Below are 16,470 nucleotides of genomic sequence, written 5' to 3' on the forward strand. Positions count from 1 at the left end.
GATTACAGCAACTGCAAACCCGCCTGTAGTGCGCATTGCGGATTATGGGAAGTATCGTTATGAGCTGTTGAGTAAAGAGAAAGAGGCCAGAAAGAACCAGCATACGACAGAGCTGAAAGAGATTCGTATGACACCGAATATTGACACCAATGATTTAAATACGAAGCTTTCCGCGGCACGGAAGTTCCTGGAGAAGGGAAACAAAGTGAAGATTGCTTTGCGATTCCGTGGAAGAGAGATGTCCAGAATGAACCAGTCCAAGTATATTTTGGATGATTTCGGGGAGAAGCTCTCGGATATCGCAATTGTTGATAAGGCTGCAAAGGTAGAAGGCAGAAATATGGCAGTGGTTTTAAGCCCGAAAAAATAAATTCACAGGAGGCAAATATGGCAAAGTTAAAGCTAAAAACGAAGAGAGCAGCAGCAAAGCGTTTCAAGCTCACAGGTACAGGAAAGTTAGTTAGAAACAAGGCAAACAAATCTCACATCCTTACCAAGAAGACCACAAAGAGAAAGAGAACTCTGAGAAAAGACACTGTGGTTGACCACACTAACGAGAAGGTAATGAAGAAGATTCTTCCTTATCTGTAATAGGCTAAGGGATTGATAGGAGGATAAGATGAGAATTAAAGGCGGAGTAAACGCAAAGAAGAAACACAATCGAGTTTTAAAGTTAGCGAAGGGATATAGAGGCGCCAGATCCAAGCAGTACAGAGTAGCTAAGCAGAGCGTTATGCGTGCTCTTACCGAGTCCTACAAGGGACGTAAGGAGAGAAAGAGACAGTTCAGACAGCTCTGGATTGCCAGAATCAATGCAGCTGCAAGATTAAATGGTCTTTCTTACTCCAAGTTGATGTTCGGATTAAAGTCCGCAGGCATCGACATGAACAGAAAGATGTTATCCGAAGTAGCTATTGCAGATCCGGATGGATTCAAGGCACTTTGCGATGCAGCTAAGGCTAAGTTAGCTTAAGAATATCGGCTTATCGCCGGTGAAATAGATACCGTTTCCACGTGGGAAGTAGCCCCTGTGGAAGCGGTATTTTTTGTCTTATAGAACAAAGCATGGACTTTTAGAGCAAAAAAATTAAGGAAAACTGTGCTATTTCATTCAAGTCAATAGAGCATTACGAAAGTCGATATATTCTTTCTAAAGTGCATATATTATAAAATACAATAAATTCATTTTATTTATAAGATATTAAAATGTCGCATTCCTTGTACTTCTTTACAGAAATGCTATACTGCAATAGTTGCTATTTAGTAGACTTGAAGGAGTAGAACAAATGAAAAAAAATCTTATGAAATTGGTACTTTGCGGTTCCATGTTGTCCGTGTTGGCAGCTTGCGGAAACAAAGCGGCTGACACTAAGGCAAGCACAGCACAGGAGAGTGTAAAGGAAAGCGAGAAGCAGAGCGAAAAAGCTACAGAGGCTGCTTCCGAGAAGGCGGAGGAGAAGAAGGAAGAGGCGAAGGATTTAGCGGAAGTAAAGACCGAAACCGTCTATGTTGGTCCTGAGTACGTGAAGGAGCTTATGGATTCCGGAGAGGATGTTGTGGTTTTGGAAGCAGCCTGGGGAAAGGTAGAGCAGGATGAGGCTTATAACAAGGCCCATATTCCCGGAGCCTTCCATGTCAATACCGATGATATCGAAGAAGAGGAAACATGGAATTTCCGTACTCCGGAGGAAATCGGAAAGCTTTTAAAGTCCTACGGCATCACCAAGGATACCAAGGTGGTAACTTATGGAAACAGCCCTGAAAATGCAGCGGATGATCGTTTGGCAACGGTCCTTCTTTGGGCAGGTGTAGAGGATGTAAAGAACTTAAGCGGCGGAATCGATGCCTGGACCAAGGCGGGATATGAGACAGAAACCAAGGTTAACCAGCCTGTAGCTACCGATAAGGATTTCGGCGTAAAGATTCCTGCTCATCCGGAATATATTTTAAGCATCGATGAAGTGAAGGAAAAGCAGAAGGATGATCCCAAGTTCAAGCTGGTAAGTATCCGTTCCAAGGATGAGTTCTTAGGAAAGACCTCCGGCTATTCCTATATTGACCGTGCAGGAGAGCCTTTAGGCGCAGTTTGGGGACATGATACGGATGACGGTTCCTACAATAACCCGGACGGCAGCATTGTTTCCTTGGAGAAGCTGGAGTCCTATTTAGGAGAAAGCGGAGTTTCCCTAGAGAAAAATGATGTAGCCTTCTACTGCGGAACCGGTTGGAGAGCATCTGTTCCCTTCCTCATTGCCCATGAAAATGGTTATAAGAATGCTTACCTCTATGACGGCGGTTGGTATGTATGGCAGATGGACGGCGAGAACAAGGTTCAGCTGGGCGAGCCGGGAAGCAGCGACTATAAGGAAGTTTTGGTAAAAGACTTAAGCACAGATAAGGCAAAGAAATAATGAAAAAAATATTGCTTCAGGGAATTACGGTTTTATCCGGCCTTATCAGTCTCTTAGCCCTTGTGGGACTGTATATTATCCATTATTTCACGGAAAAGAAGATGGGCATGGCAAGACACATGGTATATTTACGAAGCAAATGGAGGGGACCTAAAATCGGTCCCCTTTTCTTGCACCAATGGAAAGTGCTGTTGGGGATGATGGTGCTTAGCCTTTTATTCCTCATATTTACAAAGAAAACATTTGGTGTAAAGGGAAAAATGGAAGGCTTTCCCAGGCTTTCAACTAAGCTTCCCCACAAGCTCTTATTGCTCTATGGCCTTGGCTCCTTCCTCTTTTCCTATGCCTATTTCTTTATCGCCATGACTTTGAAAATGCGGGAATATGAGCTAAGTATATTGCTTCTACTTTTACAAAATGCTATGGTGGTTTTATGCTATGGGGCTTATTTATGGAGGAGCGTATGGCTAAGAAAAAATTAGCGGCCTTTTTGATTTTTCTTATCCTCCTGTTTGTCCTTCTTTGGAAGGTGCCGGTAAAGGATATTTTTCAGGGAGAGTTGCTTCGGTATTTACAAAGCTTGGTGGAGGAGAACTTCCTCCTTGCGGCCTTAATTTATGTTTTGCTCTGTGCCTTGGCGGGAGCCTTTTTGGCCCTCCCCGGTATCAGCTATGCCCTTCTGGCAGGTATGGTTTTTCATGCTTTCTGGGGCACCGTGCTTTGTACCCTGGCTGCCAGCATTTCCGCAGGAATCTCCTTTCTTATGGGAAGGTATTTTTTGCAGGACAGCATTAAGCCGAAGCTTATGCAAAATCCCTATATCGCCAAGTATTTTATGGGAAAGGAAAAGAAGAATCTTCTCCTGCTTTTATTTATCACAAGAACCATTCCGGTCTTTCCCTTTAATTTGCAAAACTATGCCTACGGGATTACAGACATTTCCTTTTCCATCTACTTTGTGTGCAGCTTCCTTTTTATGATTCCGGGAACAGCTATGTACACCATTGCCTTCGCAGGACTACAGGAGAAGAAAAATCCCTGGATTTATTTTTTGACTGCGGGAGTTATATTCTGTCTTTTGATGGGAATGCTGTATTTTTTCAAAAAAAGAGAAAAGGCCATGGAGATGAAAGAGAAGACTTAGGGAATTTCAGGACTTTCCCAAGCCTTCTCGGAAGCTTTGACAATGATTGAAAATACTGTTTAAGAATAAATGAGAAACTAAGTTTGAGAATAATGTAAGTAGAGTAAAGCTCAGGGGAGTATATGGCAGAAAAGAAAAAACGGGAGATTCACAAGCGGGTGGAGGAGTGTATTCACTGCAATGCCTGTAAAAGAAAATGCAAGTTTTTAACAAAGTATGATATTTGTATCGGCGATACGGAGAAGCTTAGAGAACTGGCTTATCATTGCTATCTTTGCGGAGAATGTACCAGAGTCTGTCCCAAGGGCATTGACGGAAGGGAGATTATCCTGGATTTCCGAAAGGAGCAGGTGAAGGAAGGAAAATATGGCTTAAAGCAAAGGGGCTACAGCGGGATTTTGCTGGAGAAGAAAAATTATCTCTTTAAAAACCATAGGAAGGCAAAAGGGGCAAAGACCGTATTTTTTCCGGGCTGTAATTTTCCTGCCTATTATCCTAAGACACTGGAGAAGCTTCTTTCCATCTTTAAAAAGGCAGGGATTCCTCCCTTCTATGATTGCTGCGGAAAGCCGGTGCTGGAGCTGGGCTTGAAAGCGGAGGCCAATGCCATTTTTCGGAGACTGAATCAACGCTTTCAGGAATTCGGTATTGAGGAGATTGTGCTGGCCTGCCCCAACTGCTATTATCATTTCGGCAATCAACTGAATGTAAAAATCACCACGGTTTACGAGAAGCTGAAGGAACTGGGTGTGGGAAAGAAGGTGGAGGGAGCGTATAGTTGTTTCTATCCCTGTCCGGATCGGGAGGACAAGGTTTGGATGGAGGGATTGTCTCACTTTATCTCCGGAGAGATTTCCGAAAAGAAGAACCTGCAATGCTGCGGCATGGGAGGCTGTGCCTTCGTGCAGGAGGCTGAGCTTTCCAGGGAAATGGCAAAAAGTACCCAGGGAGGGGAGAAGCCTTTAATCAGCTATTGCTCCACCTGTATCGGACAGTTTAGCAAGGAAGGAAATCAGGAGGCGGAGCATTTCCTGCCCTTGATCTTGGAGACGGGAGAAAAGGCGGACTACAGCCATTCCTTCTGGAATCGCTTTAAGCATAAGTTTTATTAAGAGGAGGGGAAATGGAAGCTGCCCATGGTCTGTTTCATCGAAAAAAGCTCTGTAAGCTTACGAGGCAAAGTGAAAAGTTAAGACATAATGAAAAGACAAGAGAAAGCAAAATCGAAAAAGAAAAGGACAAAGATCGACAAAGTTTGATTCTCTTTACCAGACTTCCCATCTTAGGAAAAACGAAGACAAGGCTTGTTCCAAGAATCGGAGAGGAAGGAGCTCTGCAAATCCATTGGGCAATGATAAAGGACTTTTCCGCACTATGGAAGAAGCTGGAAAGAAAGGAAAAAAGCATTTCCCTATGCGTATTTTATGATGTGCCCAAGGGCATTGCAAAGGAGCAGCGGGAAACAGCCTTAAACTGCCTGAAAACACTTTTTCCCAAGGCAAGCTTTCAAAGACAGGAGGGAAAGGATATTTTCGATAAGATGGAAAATGCCTTTCGCTACAGTTTTTCCAAGGGGAGTCAGTTTTCTTATCTTGTGGGAGCGGATATTCCCTTTATGGAGGAAGCGCATTTTCATCGAGTATTCGCTTTGGGAAGAAAGGGAAGGCAGGTCTTAGGAGGAAGTCTTGACGAAGGCTATTACGGCATTGGCTTACAAAGAAGAATAGAGCCGGAGCTGCTTCATGCCTGTTTTTCTTATCAGGCGGTGCAGGAAAACAGAACTATACTGTCAGCTTCTTCCCTTCGGAACAGCCGGTCTATGCCTAAGGGTAAAGCAAGAAGACCTATTCCAAAAGAAAGTCCCTTTTCCTATACCCGGAAAATCTTAGAAAAGTCCAAAATCCCCCTTAGCCTTTTGGAAAAGAAGAGAGATGTGGATGAGGGACAAGACCTTAATGCATACAGAAGCATGCTTCCTTATGATAAGGCTCTTCGGAAATCCTCCTTCGGAGAGGCTTTGGCGGAAAATGCGAAAATCTCCGTCATTATCCCCTGCTACAAGGAAGGAAGGCTGGTTCGGAGGATGGAAAAACAGCTTCGTCCTTATAAAAAGGAATTGGAGATTTTGTTTGTGGACGGAGGAGAAAATCATTTTTCCGGAGAGTATCGGGTAATTCCAAGTAAAAAGGGAAGGGCAATCCAGATGAATCTTGGAGCGGAGGAAAGCTCCGGAGATATTCTTTTCTTCCTGCACTGTGACTCCATCCTTCCCAAGGGCTTTGTCAAAGAAATCCGGGAGGGAATCAAGCATTCTTTGGCAGGCTGTCTTGGCATTCGTTTTAAAAATCCCTCCCCTCTAATGGGCATTTGCAGCCTTATCAGTAATCACAGGGTGCTGGATAGAAAAGTCATGTTTGGGGATCAGGGCATCTTTGTGGATAGAAACTGCTTCTTCGCCATGGGGGCATTCCCAATCCTTCCCTTAATGGAGGACTATCAGTTTTCTTTGAATCTAAAGAAGCAGGGAATTAGTCCTTATTTGGCCAAGAAGCGAATCATTACCAGTGATAGACGCTTTCAGGGAAATTTTATCCAAAAGCTCTCATTAATGTGGAAAATGAACCGGCTTCGGGCAAGGTATCGTAAAGGAGAAGATATTGAACAGTTGGCAAAGGAATATAGAGACATTCGCTAAGGAACCGGCGCTTTTACAACGTATTGCAGAGCTCGGCTATCGGGAGGCTTTGGCCTTGGGGGAGGAAGTACGGGAGGAATATCATTTTCTGGCCAGGGGAGAGTATAACGAAAACTTTGTATTTACCCACCCTGATACCGGGAAAAAATATGTGCTTCGGGTGAACCATGGCTCTCAAATGCAGTTGGAAAGGCAGATTTCCTATGAAGCCCACGCTTTAAAACTATTGGAAGCCAGCGGAAGAACCCCCAAGCTTTATTACTGCCGGGAAAAGTCGGGGGAGCCGGGAATTCTTGTGATGGACTTTCTGGAAGGGGTAGCCCTTGATTATGCCAAGGACTTAAAGATTGGATCGGAAATTCTGGCGGATATTCACGGTCTTCCGTACAATAGAGAAGAGGACATAGGGAAAGATAAGTTGTATTTTGCTAAAGATCCTTTACAAGAAATGCTTTCCGAGTCTGCAAGACTGCAAAGGGTGTATGAACTAAGCCCCTTTATGGAGGATTCCGTATATTCCCGCCTTCATGCTCTTTGGAAGAAGGGGGTGGAGGAAAAGGAGAGGGGAGAAAAGTTTTTAAGGCAGGAGGAGTTTTGCATTATCAATACGGAACTAAACTCCGGAAACTTCCTGATAAACGGGGAAGGAAAGAAGAATTATCTGGTGGACTGGGAAAAGCCTCTTTACGGACACTTTGCCCAGGATTTGGGACATTTTCTTACCCCTACCACTACGTTTTGGAAGACGGACTACACCCTTTCGGAAAAGGAAATCAAGGGCTTCTTAGAGCATTATCAAAGCTGTAGAGGCGTTTCACTTCCGGTTTTACAGGAGCAAACGGCTCTCTTTATTCTGTATAACTGCATCCGGGGGCTTTCCTGGTGCGCTATGGCTTATACGGAATACAAGAAGGGTAGAGATTTGCAAAATGAAGATACCTTCCGAAAAATCAAGGCTTATTTACAGGATCCCTTCCTGACGGAGGTGGAGGAGTGTTGCAAGAAGCTGTTTTAGATTTAATTTCGGGTCTTACGATATAGCATTATAAAATAACTAAGGCTATGATATCAGAAATTACAATATAAATTTCTGTATATTTATGATAAAATGGCTAAGAAAAACCCCGAGCGGCATTCCATTTTCACTATTTTTTTATAAAAAACACGGAAACAAAATGGATTTAGCTAAGAAGAGTATTTTATTTTTTTGTGCAAAAATAAGAAAAGCTCAGACAGTATCGGGAGGCACAGAAGTTTACACAATTTGAGGAGGCAAAGCAATGAAAAAGAACTTATTTGGATTAGGCGTAGTGTTATTTGCCCTTTCTCTTTCCGCCTGCGGACAGGGAAGCAAGACGGAGACTGCCGCAAAGCAGGAAACTACCGTAGCGGGAAGTGAAGCGGCAGGAGAGAGCAAGGCTGCCGGGGAAACAACAGCTGCTGCTACAGAGAAGGCTGAAGTTAAGGAGATGAAGGGGGATGCCCTGGCTAAAATCGTTTCAGATAAGGACGAGAAGGAAAAGTATCTGGTTATCGATGTTCGCAGTGCGGAAGACTATGCCAAGGGCCATATCAAATTTGCCCTCAACATGCCTCTCGATACCTTTAAGGATGAAGTATCAAAGATTAAAGATTGGAAGGATAAGGATGTTGTTCTGTATTGCAATTCCGGAAAGATGTCCGGAGAAGCTGCGGATATTCTGGTGAATGACGGCTTTACCAAGGTTTATAACGCAGAGGGCGTAAAGAAGCATTCCTATGAATTAACCACCTATGGAAATATCAGAGGGGATGAGCTGATGGAGAAGGCAAAGGATGCCTTGGTGGTAGATGCAAGAGAAGCCAAGGATTTTGAGAAGGAGCATTTTGCCACCGCTGTGAATGTCAATGCGGATGATCCCAAGACCATTGATGCCATCCTTCCGGATGATAAAAACACCTTAATCATTACCCATTGCTATTCCGGAAACCGTTCCGCAAAGGCTGCGGAGTATATCGCAAGCAAGGGCTATACCAATGTTTGGAACTGCTTGGACGGAACCAAGGAAATCACCTATGATTTTTCTAAGGGAGACAAGTAATGGAGAAAAAATCCTTTCTGAAAGAAAGAATTTTAATCATCGCTCTGGGTGCGGCTCTGATTGGAGCGTATTTTTGCTATAGTCCCTTTCGAAGCTTTATGCAGGAGGTCTTCCGTGTTTTTGCCACGGGAGACTTCCAAAAGCTAAAGGAATTTGTGGCTTCCTACGGAGCCTATGCGGCGGTAATTTCCTTCCTTTTGATGGTATTACAGTCCATTATTGCACCACTTCCTGCCTTTTTAATTACCTTTGCCAATTCCGCTCTTTTCGGCTTTTGGAAGGGAGCCTTACTTTCCTGGTCCAGTGCCATGACGGGAGCGGCTTTAAGCTTCTTTATTGCCAGAGCCTTCGGAAGAGAGTTCGTGGAGAAGCTTAGCTCCAAGGGCGCCTTGAACCAGATTGACGCCTTTTTTAAACGGCACGGCAAGCAAAGTATTCTGATTGCAAGACTTCTGCCCTTCGTTTCCTTTGATATTGTAAGCTATGCGGCAGGACTGAGCGGAATGTCCTTCTGGGGCTTTTTTATTGCAACGGGAATCGGACAGACTCCGGCCACCCTGGTCTATTCCTATGTGGGAGGCTTTTTAACCGGAGGAGCCAAATGGCTGGTGACAGGACTTTTGATTTTGTTTGCTCTTGCTTTTATGATTGCCCTTGGAAAACAGCTTTATGAGGAGCGGTTAAAGAAGAAAGATCAGGCCGATGGAGAGACTGCAAAAGCAGAGGACAAAGCATAAAATTCTTTCCATGATATCGGGAAGTAAAAAAGAATAGTAAGATATTGGAAAGTAAAAAAGAATAGTAAGGAATTATAGGAGAAAGCTATGAAAAAAAGATTTTTAGCACTGGCGCTGTCCATGAGCATGGCGCTTTTGGCCTGTGGCGGCCAGAAGGCAAGCACAGAGACAACAGCTGCAGAAAGCAAGACGGAAAGCGAAACAGCAAAAGAGACGGCAGAGGAGAGTAAGGCGGAAGGCTCTGCGGACTTTGATGCACTACTAGCGGAAGCCAAGGGACAGACCGTAAACTTCTACGGCTGGGGCGGAGATGACCGTTTAAACCAGTGGTTAGACGGCTACTACGCAGAGTATCTAAAGAAAAATTATGACATTACCCTGAATCGTGTTCCCATGGGAATCGAAGACATTTTAGCCCAGCTTTCCGCAGAGAAGGAAGCGGGAGCCAAAGAGTCCGATATCGACATGATTTGGATTAACGGAGAGAACTTTAAAACCGCAAAGGAAAGTGATTTCCTCTATGGACCATTTACCCAAAATCTTCCCAACTTTAAGAATCTGGTAAATCAGGATGATCCGGAAACCAACAAGGACTTTGCTTATCCCATTGAGGGCTATGAAGCACCTTACGGAAAGGCACAGATGGTTTTCTACGGAGATAAGAGCAAGGGAGATTTCCCGAAGAATACCGAAGAGCTTTTGGCTTATGCCAAGGAGCACCCGGGACAGATTACTTATCCGGCCCTTCCGGATTTCACCGGTTCCGCCTTTGTGAGAAATGTCATTTACGATATCGTTGGCGTGGAGCCCTTCCAGACCGTAAAAGAAGATAAGGAAGCGGTAAAAGAGCTGGTACAGCCTGCTATGGATTATTTGAAGGAGTTAAATCCCTACCTTTGGAAGGAAGGAAAGACCTATCCTGAGAAGGAGCCTACCATGAGAAATATGGTTGCGGACGGAGAGCTGATTATGGGAATGACTTACTCTGCATACCTTGTTTCCAACAGCATTGCAGACGGATCTTTTTCCAACAATATGCAGACCTTTATCTGGGATAAGGGAACCATCGGAAACACCAACTACATTGCCATTTCCAAGAATGCAAAGCACAATGCGGCAGCCCAGGTTGCTATCAATGCCATGCTTTCCGAGGATGTGCAGTTAAACCGTTATGAGACTTTAAAGACCATCCCTGTATTGGACAACAGCAAGCTTTCCAAGGAAGAACAGGAAAAATTTGCCAAGGTGGACTTGGGAGAGGGTGTTTTAGAGCAGAGCGTTCTTTTAGACAAGCGTTTACCGGAAATGCCTGCAGGTCTGGTTCCTATCATCGAGGAAATCTGGCAGGAAGAAGTGGCCGGAAAATAAGATGAAAAAGAAGATTTCCTATTTGTGGATTCTTCCCCAGCTTTTTTTGTCCACGATCTTCCTTTTGGGAGTTTTCTATGGATTTATCAAAAGCTTTTTAGGGGAAAAGGGCTTAAGCTTAGAGCATTATCAGGAAATCATGCATAGAGGGGATACTATCCCCTCTATTTTCTATACTCTTCGTTTATCCTTGCTTTCTTCCTTCCTCTCTTTGATGCTTGCGATTCTCTTTTCCTTCTTTCTTTTACAAATGGGGGAAAAATGGAAAAGATTGGAAGGCTTTTTCAGAATCGCCATTATGATGCCCCATAGCTTAGTGGCATTATTCTTTTTGTTTTTACTGTCTTCCAACGGATTTTTGGCAAGGCTGTTCTTTTCCTTTGGTTGGATTTCTTCCCAGACGGATTTTCCAGCTCTGGTTTATGATGAGAAGGGGATAGGCATTATCCTTTCCTACCTATGGAAGGAGCTGCCCTTTGTCCTGTTTTTCTCCTTGCCTCTGGCCTATCAGGTGGATGAAAAGGCGGGAGAGGCGGCAAGATGCCTTGGGGCAAATCCCTTTCAAGCCTTTTGGAAAATCACCCTGCCCCTATCCATACGGCAGTACTTGGCGGCATTTTTCATCATTTTCTCCTTCTCCTTCGGAGCCTTTGACCTTCCCTATCTGTTAGGTGCCACCAGTCCCAAGGCTTTATCGGTTTTATCCTACCAGGAGCTACAAAGGGGCTTTTTACAGCGGCCGGTGGCTTTAGCCTATAACGGGATTATTCTTTTGTTTTCTCTGTTTTTAAGCTACTTTTACTTTAAATTTCTACCGAAAAAGAAGACCTAAGGGGGAGGCGCTATGAATTCTATAAAATCAAAAGGAAGGGCCGGCAGCGTTTTTTACCTTCTCTTTCGGAATCTATTTTTCCTAAGCTTAGTTCTGCCCTTTTTCTTTTTACTATTGTTCAGTTTTACGGAACGCTATGCCTGGCCGGTGCTCTTTCCTACGAGCTTCTCCCTTCGAAGCTTTAAAAGCATTCTTTTTCAAAGGAAGGCTCTTTTTCAGGACACGCTTTTCAGTATGACCTTTTCTCTTTTGGTTTCCCTCTGTACGGTATTGGTGGCTTTTTGCACGGCCAAGTACCAAAATGAAGAAAGGCATAAGGGAAAGGGCATCATCGCCTTTTTGGTGAATTTCCCTATTATGATTCCCGCAACGGTTTTTGCCATGGGGGCTCAGATTCTATTTTTGAAAGTAAAGATTTTAAACCCATTTCTTACCGTGTTTCTGGCCCATGTTCTTTATGCCCTGCCCTATGCGGTCAGCTTTCTGCAAGAAGGAATGAGTAGAAAAATGAAGCTCTATGAAGAGCAGGGGAGGGTCATGGGAGCTGTGGGGGGAAGACTCTTTTGGAAGATTAGCCTGCCCTTACTCTATCCCTACATTTTCCCGGCCTTTATGATGTCCTATATCCTGTCCATGAGCCAGTATATTTTGACTTTGATTTTGGGCGGGGGAAAGGTGAAAAGTCTAAGCCTGATTATGGTTCCTTATATTCAAAGCGGAGAAAGGAATCTGGCCAGTGCTTACGGGCTGATTTTTCTATGTAGCAGCTTTCTTTTATTTTTCCTCTTGGATTTTTTAGAGAAGGGTATACAGAGGGAAAGGAGTTAAGGGTGGAAATTCGTTTATCTTGTGAAAACTTAGAGCTGGAGCTGGATAAGAAAAAGATTTTAAAGGACATTTCCCTGGAGGTTCATTCCGGAGAAATATTGGCGCTCCTTGGGGAAAGCGGCTGCGGAAAAAGCAGCCTTCTAAAGGCGATGCTGGGCTTATATCCCCTAAGCAAAGGAAAAATTTTCTTTCAGGGAAAGGAGATTCAGAATCTCCCCAGCCATAAGAGGGGAATTTCCGTGGTTTTTCAGGACCTAAGGCTTTTCCCTCATTTGAACGTAGGGGAAAATGTGGGTTTTTCTCTGGAATTACAGAAGGTTCCAAAGACAGAGCGAAGGAAAAGAGTGGAGGAGCTTCTAAAGCTTGTGCAGCTGGAGGGCTATTCGGAAAGGCGAATTGACAGTCTTTCCGGAGGGCAAATGCAAAGGGTAGCCATTGCCAGAGCCTTGGCCATGAATGAGAATATCCTATTTTTGGATGAGCCCTTTTCCGCCCTGGATCCCAATCTTCGGAGAGAGATGGGGGACTTTTTGCTGGAGCTTCAGAAACAAGAAAATCTAACCGTGGTTTTGGTTACCCATGACCAGGAGGAGGCGCTAAGACTTGCCCACCGTATTGCCCTAATGAAGGATGGGGAGATTCTCCAAGTGGATGAGGGAGAAAAGCTATATTACAGTCCTGTAAATGAATATGTGGCAAGGTTTATGGGGAAGGGAAACAGTATTTTGGGCAGAGTGGAAAATGGCGTTTTTTCCTGTCCTTATTTTTCCTTTCCGGTAGAGAAAGAAGAGGGAAATTATACTTTCTTTTTTCGGGAGAGACAGCTTAGCTTTACAAAAGAAATAGCGGAAAGGCAGATAGCGGAAAGGCAGATAGTGGAAAGGCAGATAGTGGAAAAGCAGATAGTAGAAAAGCAGACTGCGGGAGAAAGCATTCATGAAGGGGAAAAAGTAAGCGGAATATCTGAAGCACCAAACCCCTTTACACTTATCGAAAAAGAATACCTAGGGGAGTTTTTCCGTGCCTTTTATAAGAACCCTGACGGTCAAGTCCTTAGCTGCCTCATCGAAAGGGGAGAGGAGCTTCCGGAAGAGGGCTTCCCCACACTTTGCTTTTTAGAAGGGGAAGAAGAAATTTTGTTTTTCCATAAGGAGGGAAAGTAGGATGGATAAGGAGGGAGAGTAGCATGGAAAAAAGAAAGCTTCTTTTTGACTGTGACAACACCATGGGGATTCCGGACTGTGATATTGATGACGGCCTTTGCCTGCTCTTTCTTTTGGGGCGAAAGGACATTGAACTTTTGGGAGTATCCTCTTCCTTTGGCAATAATAAAACAGCGGTGGTCTATGAAAACACAAAGAAGATGCTAAAGGAGAGAGGAAGAGAAGAACTCCCTCTTTGGTATGGGGCTGAAAAGCCAAGACAGTGGGAGAACGAAGCTTCCCGAAAAATCTTAGAAACTGTTAAGCGTTATCCGGGAGAGGTGGATATCCTGGTAACCGGCTCCACCACCAATATCGCAGGCGCCTATATGCTGGATAATCAGTTTTTCTCCTATGTGAAGGGCATTTACTTTATGGGAGGTATTACGGAGCCCCTGATTTTTGCCAAGAAAGAAATGAAGGAGCTAAACTTCTCCATTGACTATAAGGCTACGGAGCTTGTGCTAAAAAACGGCAAGAACCTTCATACCCTTACCGGAAATGCCTGCCTGGCCTTCCTCCTTTCCTATGAGGAATGTCAGCATAGACTGGAAAAATCTTCCCTGGGGCAGTATATTTTAGGAAAGGCAAAGGACTGGATGCATTATAATGATAGAGTTTACGGTATTCCCGGCTTTTATAACTGGGACATGACTACTCTTTTGTATTATTTTTATCCGGAGCTTTTTCAAGACTCCCTGCATTGGATTCGCCTTTTGGAGTCGGATCTTAAGGAGGGCTATTTAATAGAGGGAAATGAAGGAGAGGGGAATCAGATTCATTTGCCCAAATTAAAGGATAGTAAAGCTTTTGTGGAAAAAATGTTTGAAGGTCTTTCCTGAACATGGATTTGAATGAAGCAAAATATACAAAAAAACAAAATAAACAGCATTAATTTTAAAGCACTACAAAAAGGAGGCTTTGATGTCCAATCTGCAAATCATCCTGGGAGCCAGCGGTTCCGGAAAAACGGAATATTTGATTCGAAAGGCTTTACAGGAGGCCGGGAAGGATTATCATAGGCAGATTTACTATCTTGTGCCGGAGCAGGATACCCTTGCCATGCAAAAAAGAATCATATCCCACAGCGAAAATCAGGGAAAGGGCATCTTGAACGTGGACGTTCTTAGCTTCCAAAGGCTCTATTACCGTGCCTTTGAGAATACCAGTCAAAAGAGCCCTCTTTCCTTAGATGAGATGGGGAAAATGATGATTCTTCGCCTGATTTTGGGCAAGAAGAAAAAGCAGCTAAGCTATTACCAAAGGGAGGCGGAAAGCCTTTCTTTTGTTGAAGAATGTAAGTCCCAGATCTCCGAATGTATGCAGTACAAGGTAAGCCCGGAGGATTTACGAAAATGCGCTGAAAAATCCAAAAGGTCCATAACAAGAGCCAAGTTTTTGGACCTGGCCTATATTTATGAAGAATTCCTGCTCTACCTTTCCAAGACCGGAAGAATCACAGAGGAAGGCTTAGCGGATCAGGGAATTTCCGCCCTTTGGAAAGACCATACTTTAAAGGATAGCATCCTGATTTTTGACGGCTTTACCGGCTTTACCCCCATCCAGCTTCTTTGTATAGAGGTTTTGATGGAAAGGGCGGAAGAGCTGTATTTTTCCCTGGAGTTTTCCGGGAAAAATATCTCTGCCCTTGGAAACGGGAAAAAGCGGGAATCCCTTTTTTATCTGACAGAAGAAGCGATAAAAGAGCTTTATCAAAGAGGGGAGAAGCTGGGGGCGGAAATTCTTCCTCCACTATCCCTAAATGAAATAGACAGTAGAACCGGAGAAGCGAGACCTGAGGGCGCCCTACTTCCTCGATTTGAAAAAATTCCTGCCTTGCAGACCCTTGTGGAGGGATTTTTACAAGGAGAAAATCAAGAACCGGAGAGGAAAGAAGAGCAAAGCCCGCATACAGGAAGCTTTAATAAGAGTAATTTCTATACCGGAGGAGTCTATCCTTCCGTCCCCCATGGCATTTCCGTCATTGAAGCCGCCAATATTTCTAAAGAGGTGGAGGAGGCCTGTAGCCATATCCGCTACCTGGTAGAGGAAAGGGGCTATCGCTATCAGGAGATCGGGGTGGTGCTTCCAGATGTGGAACTGTATCGGGATGCCTTTTTTCAGCAGGGAAGAAAATTTGCTATTCCCCTCTTTTTGGAGGAGGACATTAAACTCTTCGACTCCCCCTTCAGTAAGGTTCTTCGCTCCGCCCTGGAGGTGATGGAGAAGGGCCTGCTTTATGACTCCTTCTTTCGTTATCTTCGGGCCTTTCCCTACCGGGGCATGGAGGAAGAGGACAGGATTGATGCCTTGGAAAATGAAGCAAGAGCCAAGGGCCTTAAAGGGAAATCCGCCTTTAGAAGCCTTTTTCAAGAGGAAAGCTTACTGGAAGCAGAAGCCCTCTTCAGTCTTTTAGAGGAAAATGAAGGAAGCCATAGCCTTAAAGAAAGAATTGAAAGCTTGGAAGGTTTTACGGAAAAGCTTATGGAGTGCTTTAAGCTGGAAGAGGAAGCTATATTCCTTAAAAATGAGGGCATGGACTCCCTCTCCCAAAGCTTGGAAAGAAGTGTTAACCAGATTCAGCTTCTTCTTTCCAAAATGAAGGAGGGCTTGGGAGAAATTCCGGTAAACAAAAAAGAATTTTCCGCCTTTTTCGATATGGCTTTATCTTTAGAAAAATTGCGGCAGATTCCTGCAACAAACGATCAGGTACTGGTGGGAGACTTAACCCGCTCCCGTTTCCATAATCCCAAGGCCTTTTTGTTCCTGGGCTTAAATGCAGGGCTGATTCCTCTGCCCCCAAAGAAGAAGTCCCTTTTTACCGAGGAAGAAAAGAGCTTTTTACGACAGGAGCATTGTACCCTGTCTCCCTTGGCCTGGGAGGAAAGTTATATTCAGGAGTTTTACCTTTATCACGCTTTCCTAAGCCCCAAGGAAGAGCTGTATCTATCCTACCCTTTAAGAATACCAAAGGGCAGAGGAGGTATTTCTCCTATTTTACAAGAAGTTTTGCGACTCTTTCCCAAGCTTAAGATACGAAAGCTGGATCGGGAAATACAGGAAATGCAGAGCTTTTCCCAGGCAAAGGCCAGCCTTTCCAAGGAACTCCCCAAGTTATGTAAAAGGGAAGCTTTATTCCGTTCGGAGGAAGAAGTTCTTCCTTATTTTCAGC

The 16,470-nt window shown here is 44.2% G+C and carries 17 protein-coding genes; all 17 read left to right on the plus strand.

Annotated features, from left to right (window positions below; genetic code table 11):
• Positions 1-370 (plus strand): translation initiation factor IF-3 (gene infC, locus RDQ32_RS08170; RefSeq protein WP_308579935.1); only part of this gene is annotated, 370 nt, incomplete at its 5' end.
• Positions 371-387: 17 nt separating this feature from the next.
• Entirely contained in the window at positions 388-591 is a 204-nt protein-coding gene (gene rpmI, locus RDQ32_RS08175; RefSeq protein ID WP_007155945.1) for a 50S ribosomal protein L35, read from the plus strand.
• Between the two features lie 28 nt (positions 592-619).
• On the plus strand, positions 620-973 hold the full coding sequence (gene rplT, locus RDQ32_RS08180; RefSeq protein ID WP_007155946.1) for a 50S ribosomal protein L20: 354 nt from the start codon (positions 620-622) through the stop codon (positions 971-973).
• Positions 974-1,286: 313 nt separating this feature from the next.
• Positions 1,287-2,411, plus strand: a complete 1,125-nt coding sequence (locus RDQ32_RS08185) for a rhodanese-like domain-containing protein (protein WP_308579937.1) — start codon at positions 1,287-1,289, stop codon at positions 2,409-2,411.
• On the plus strand, positions 2,411-2,893 hold the full coding sequence (locus RDQ32_RS08190) for a hypothetical protein (protein WP_308579939.1): 483 nt from the start codon (positions 2,411-2,413) through the stop codon (positions 2,891-2,893). Before RDQ32_RS08185 ends, RDQ32_RS08190 begins: the two co-directional genes overlap by 1 nt.
• A complete protein-coding gene (locus RDQ32_RS08195) occupies positions 2,875-3,555 on the plus strand; it encodes a TVP38/TMEM64 family protein (RefSeq protein WP_308579941.1) in 681 nt (226 codons plus the stop codon). Before RDQ32_RS08190 ends, RDQ32_RS08195 begins: the two co-directional genes overlap by 19 nt.
• A 122-nt stretch (positions 3,556-3,677) precedes the next feature.
• Positions 3,678-4,667 (plus strand): (Fe-S)-binding protein, encoded by a 990-nt coding sequence (locus RDQ32_RS08200; protein WP_308579942.1) that lies wholly within the window; start codon positions 3,678-3,680, stop codon positions 4,665-4,667.
• An 11-nt stretch (positions 4,668-4,678) separates the two neighbouring features.
• On the plus strand, positions 4,679-6,250 hold the full coding sequence (locus RDQ32_RS08205) for a TIGR04283 family arsenosugar biosynthesis glycosyltransferase (protein ID WP_007155951.1): 1,572 nt from the start codon (positions 4,679-4,681) through the stop codon (positions 6,248-6,250).
• Entirely contained in the window at positions 6,213-7,265 is a 1,053-nt protein-coding gene (locus RDQ32_RS08210; protein WP_308579944.1) for an aminoglycoside phosphotransferase family protein, read from the plus strand. Before RDQ32_RS08205 ends, RDQ32_RS08210 begins: the two co-directional genes overlap by 38 nt.
• 265 nt (positions 7,266-7,530) lie before the next feature.
• Positions 7,531-8,331 (plus strand): rhodanese-like domain-containing protein, encoded by an 801-nt coding sequence (locus tag RDQ32_RS08215; RefSeq protein ID WP_308579946.1) that lies wholly within the window; start codon positions 7,531-7,533, stop codon positions 8,329-8,331.
• Complete coding sequence (locus RDQ32_RS08220; RefSeq protein ID WP_308579947.1) at positions 8,331-9,068, plus strand: TVP38/TMEM64 family protein; 738 nt, start codon at positions 8,331-8,333, stop codon at positions 9,066-9,068. The genes RDQ32_RS08215 and RDQ32_RS08220 overlap by 1 nt, the downstream gene beginning before the upstream one ends.
• An 87-nt stretch (positions 9,069-9,155) precedes the next feature.
• A complete protein-coding gene (locus RDQ32_RS08225; RefSeq protein WP_308579949.1) occupies positions 9,156-10,436 on the plus strand; it encodes an ABC transporter substrate-binding protein in 1,281 nt (426 codons plus the stop codon).
• 1 nt (position 10,437) lies between these two features.
• Complete coding sequence (locus RDQ32_RS08230; protein ID WP_308579951.1) at positions 10,438-11,268, plus strand: ABC transporter permease subunit; 831 nt, start codon at positions 10,438-10,440, stop codon at positions 11,266-11,268.
• Between the two features lie 12 nt (positions 11,269-11,280).
• Positions 11,281-12,096, plus strand: coding sequence for an ABC transporter permease subunit (locus tag RDQ32_RS08235; RefSeq protein WP_308579953.1), 816 nt, complete (start codon positions 11,281-11,283; stop codon positions 12,094-12,096).
• Positions 12,097-12,098: 2 nt separating this feature from the next.
• A complete protein-coding gene (locus RDQ32_RS08240; RefSeq protein WP_308579955.1) occupies positions 12,099-13,259 on the plus strand; it encodes an ABC transporter ATP-binding protein in 1,161 nt (386 codons plus the stop codon).
• Between the two features lie 23 nt (positions 13,260-13,282).
• On the plus strand, positions 13,283-14,140 hold the full coding sequence (locus RDQ32_RS08245) for a nucleoside hydrolase (RefSeq protein WP_308579957.1): 858 nt from the start codon (positions 13,283-13,285) through the stop codon (positions 14,138-14,140).
• A gap of 82 nt (positions 14,141-14,222) precedes the next feature.
• A partial coding sequence (locus RDQ32_RS08250) for a hypothetical protein (protein ID WP_330700308.1) occupies positions 14,223-16,470 on the plus strand: 2,248 nt, incomplete at its 3' end.

The organism is uncultured Oribacterium sp. (assembly GCF_902481605.1).
In the GTDB taxonomy this organism is placed as follows: domain Bacteria; phylum Bacillota; class Clostridia; order Lachnospirales; family Lachnospiraceae; genus Oribacterium; species Oribacterium sinus.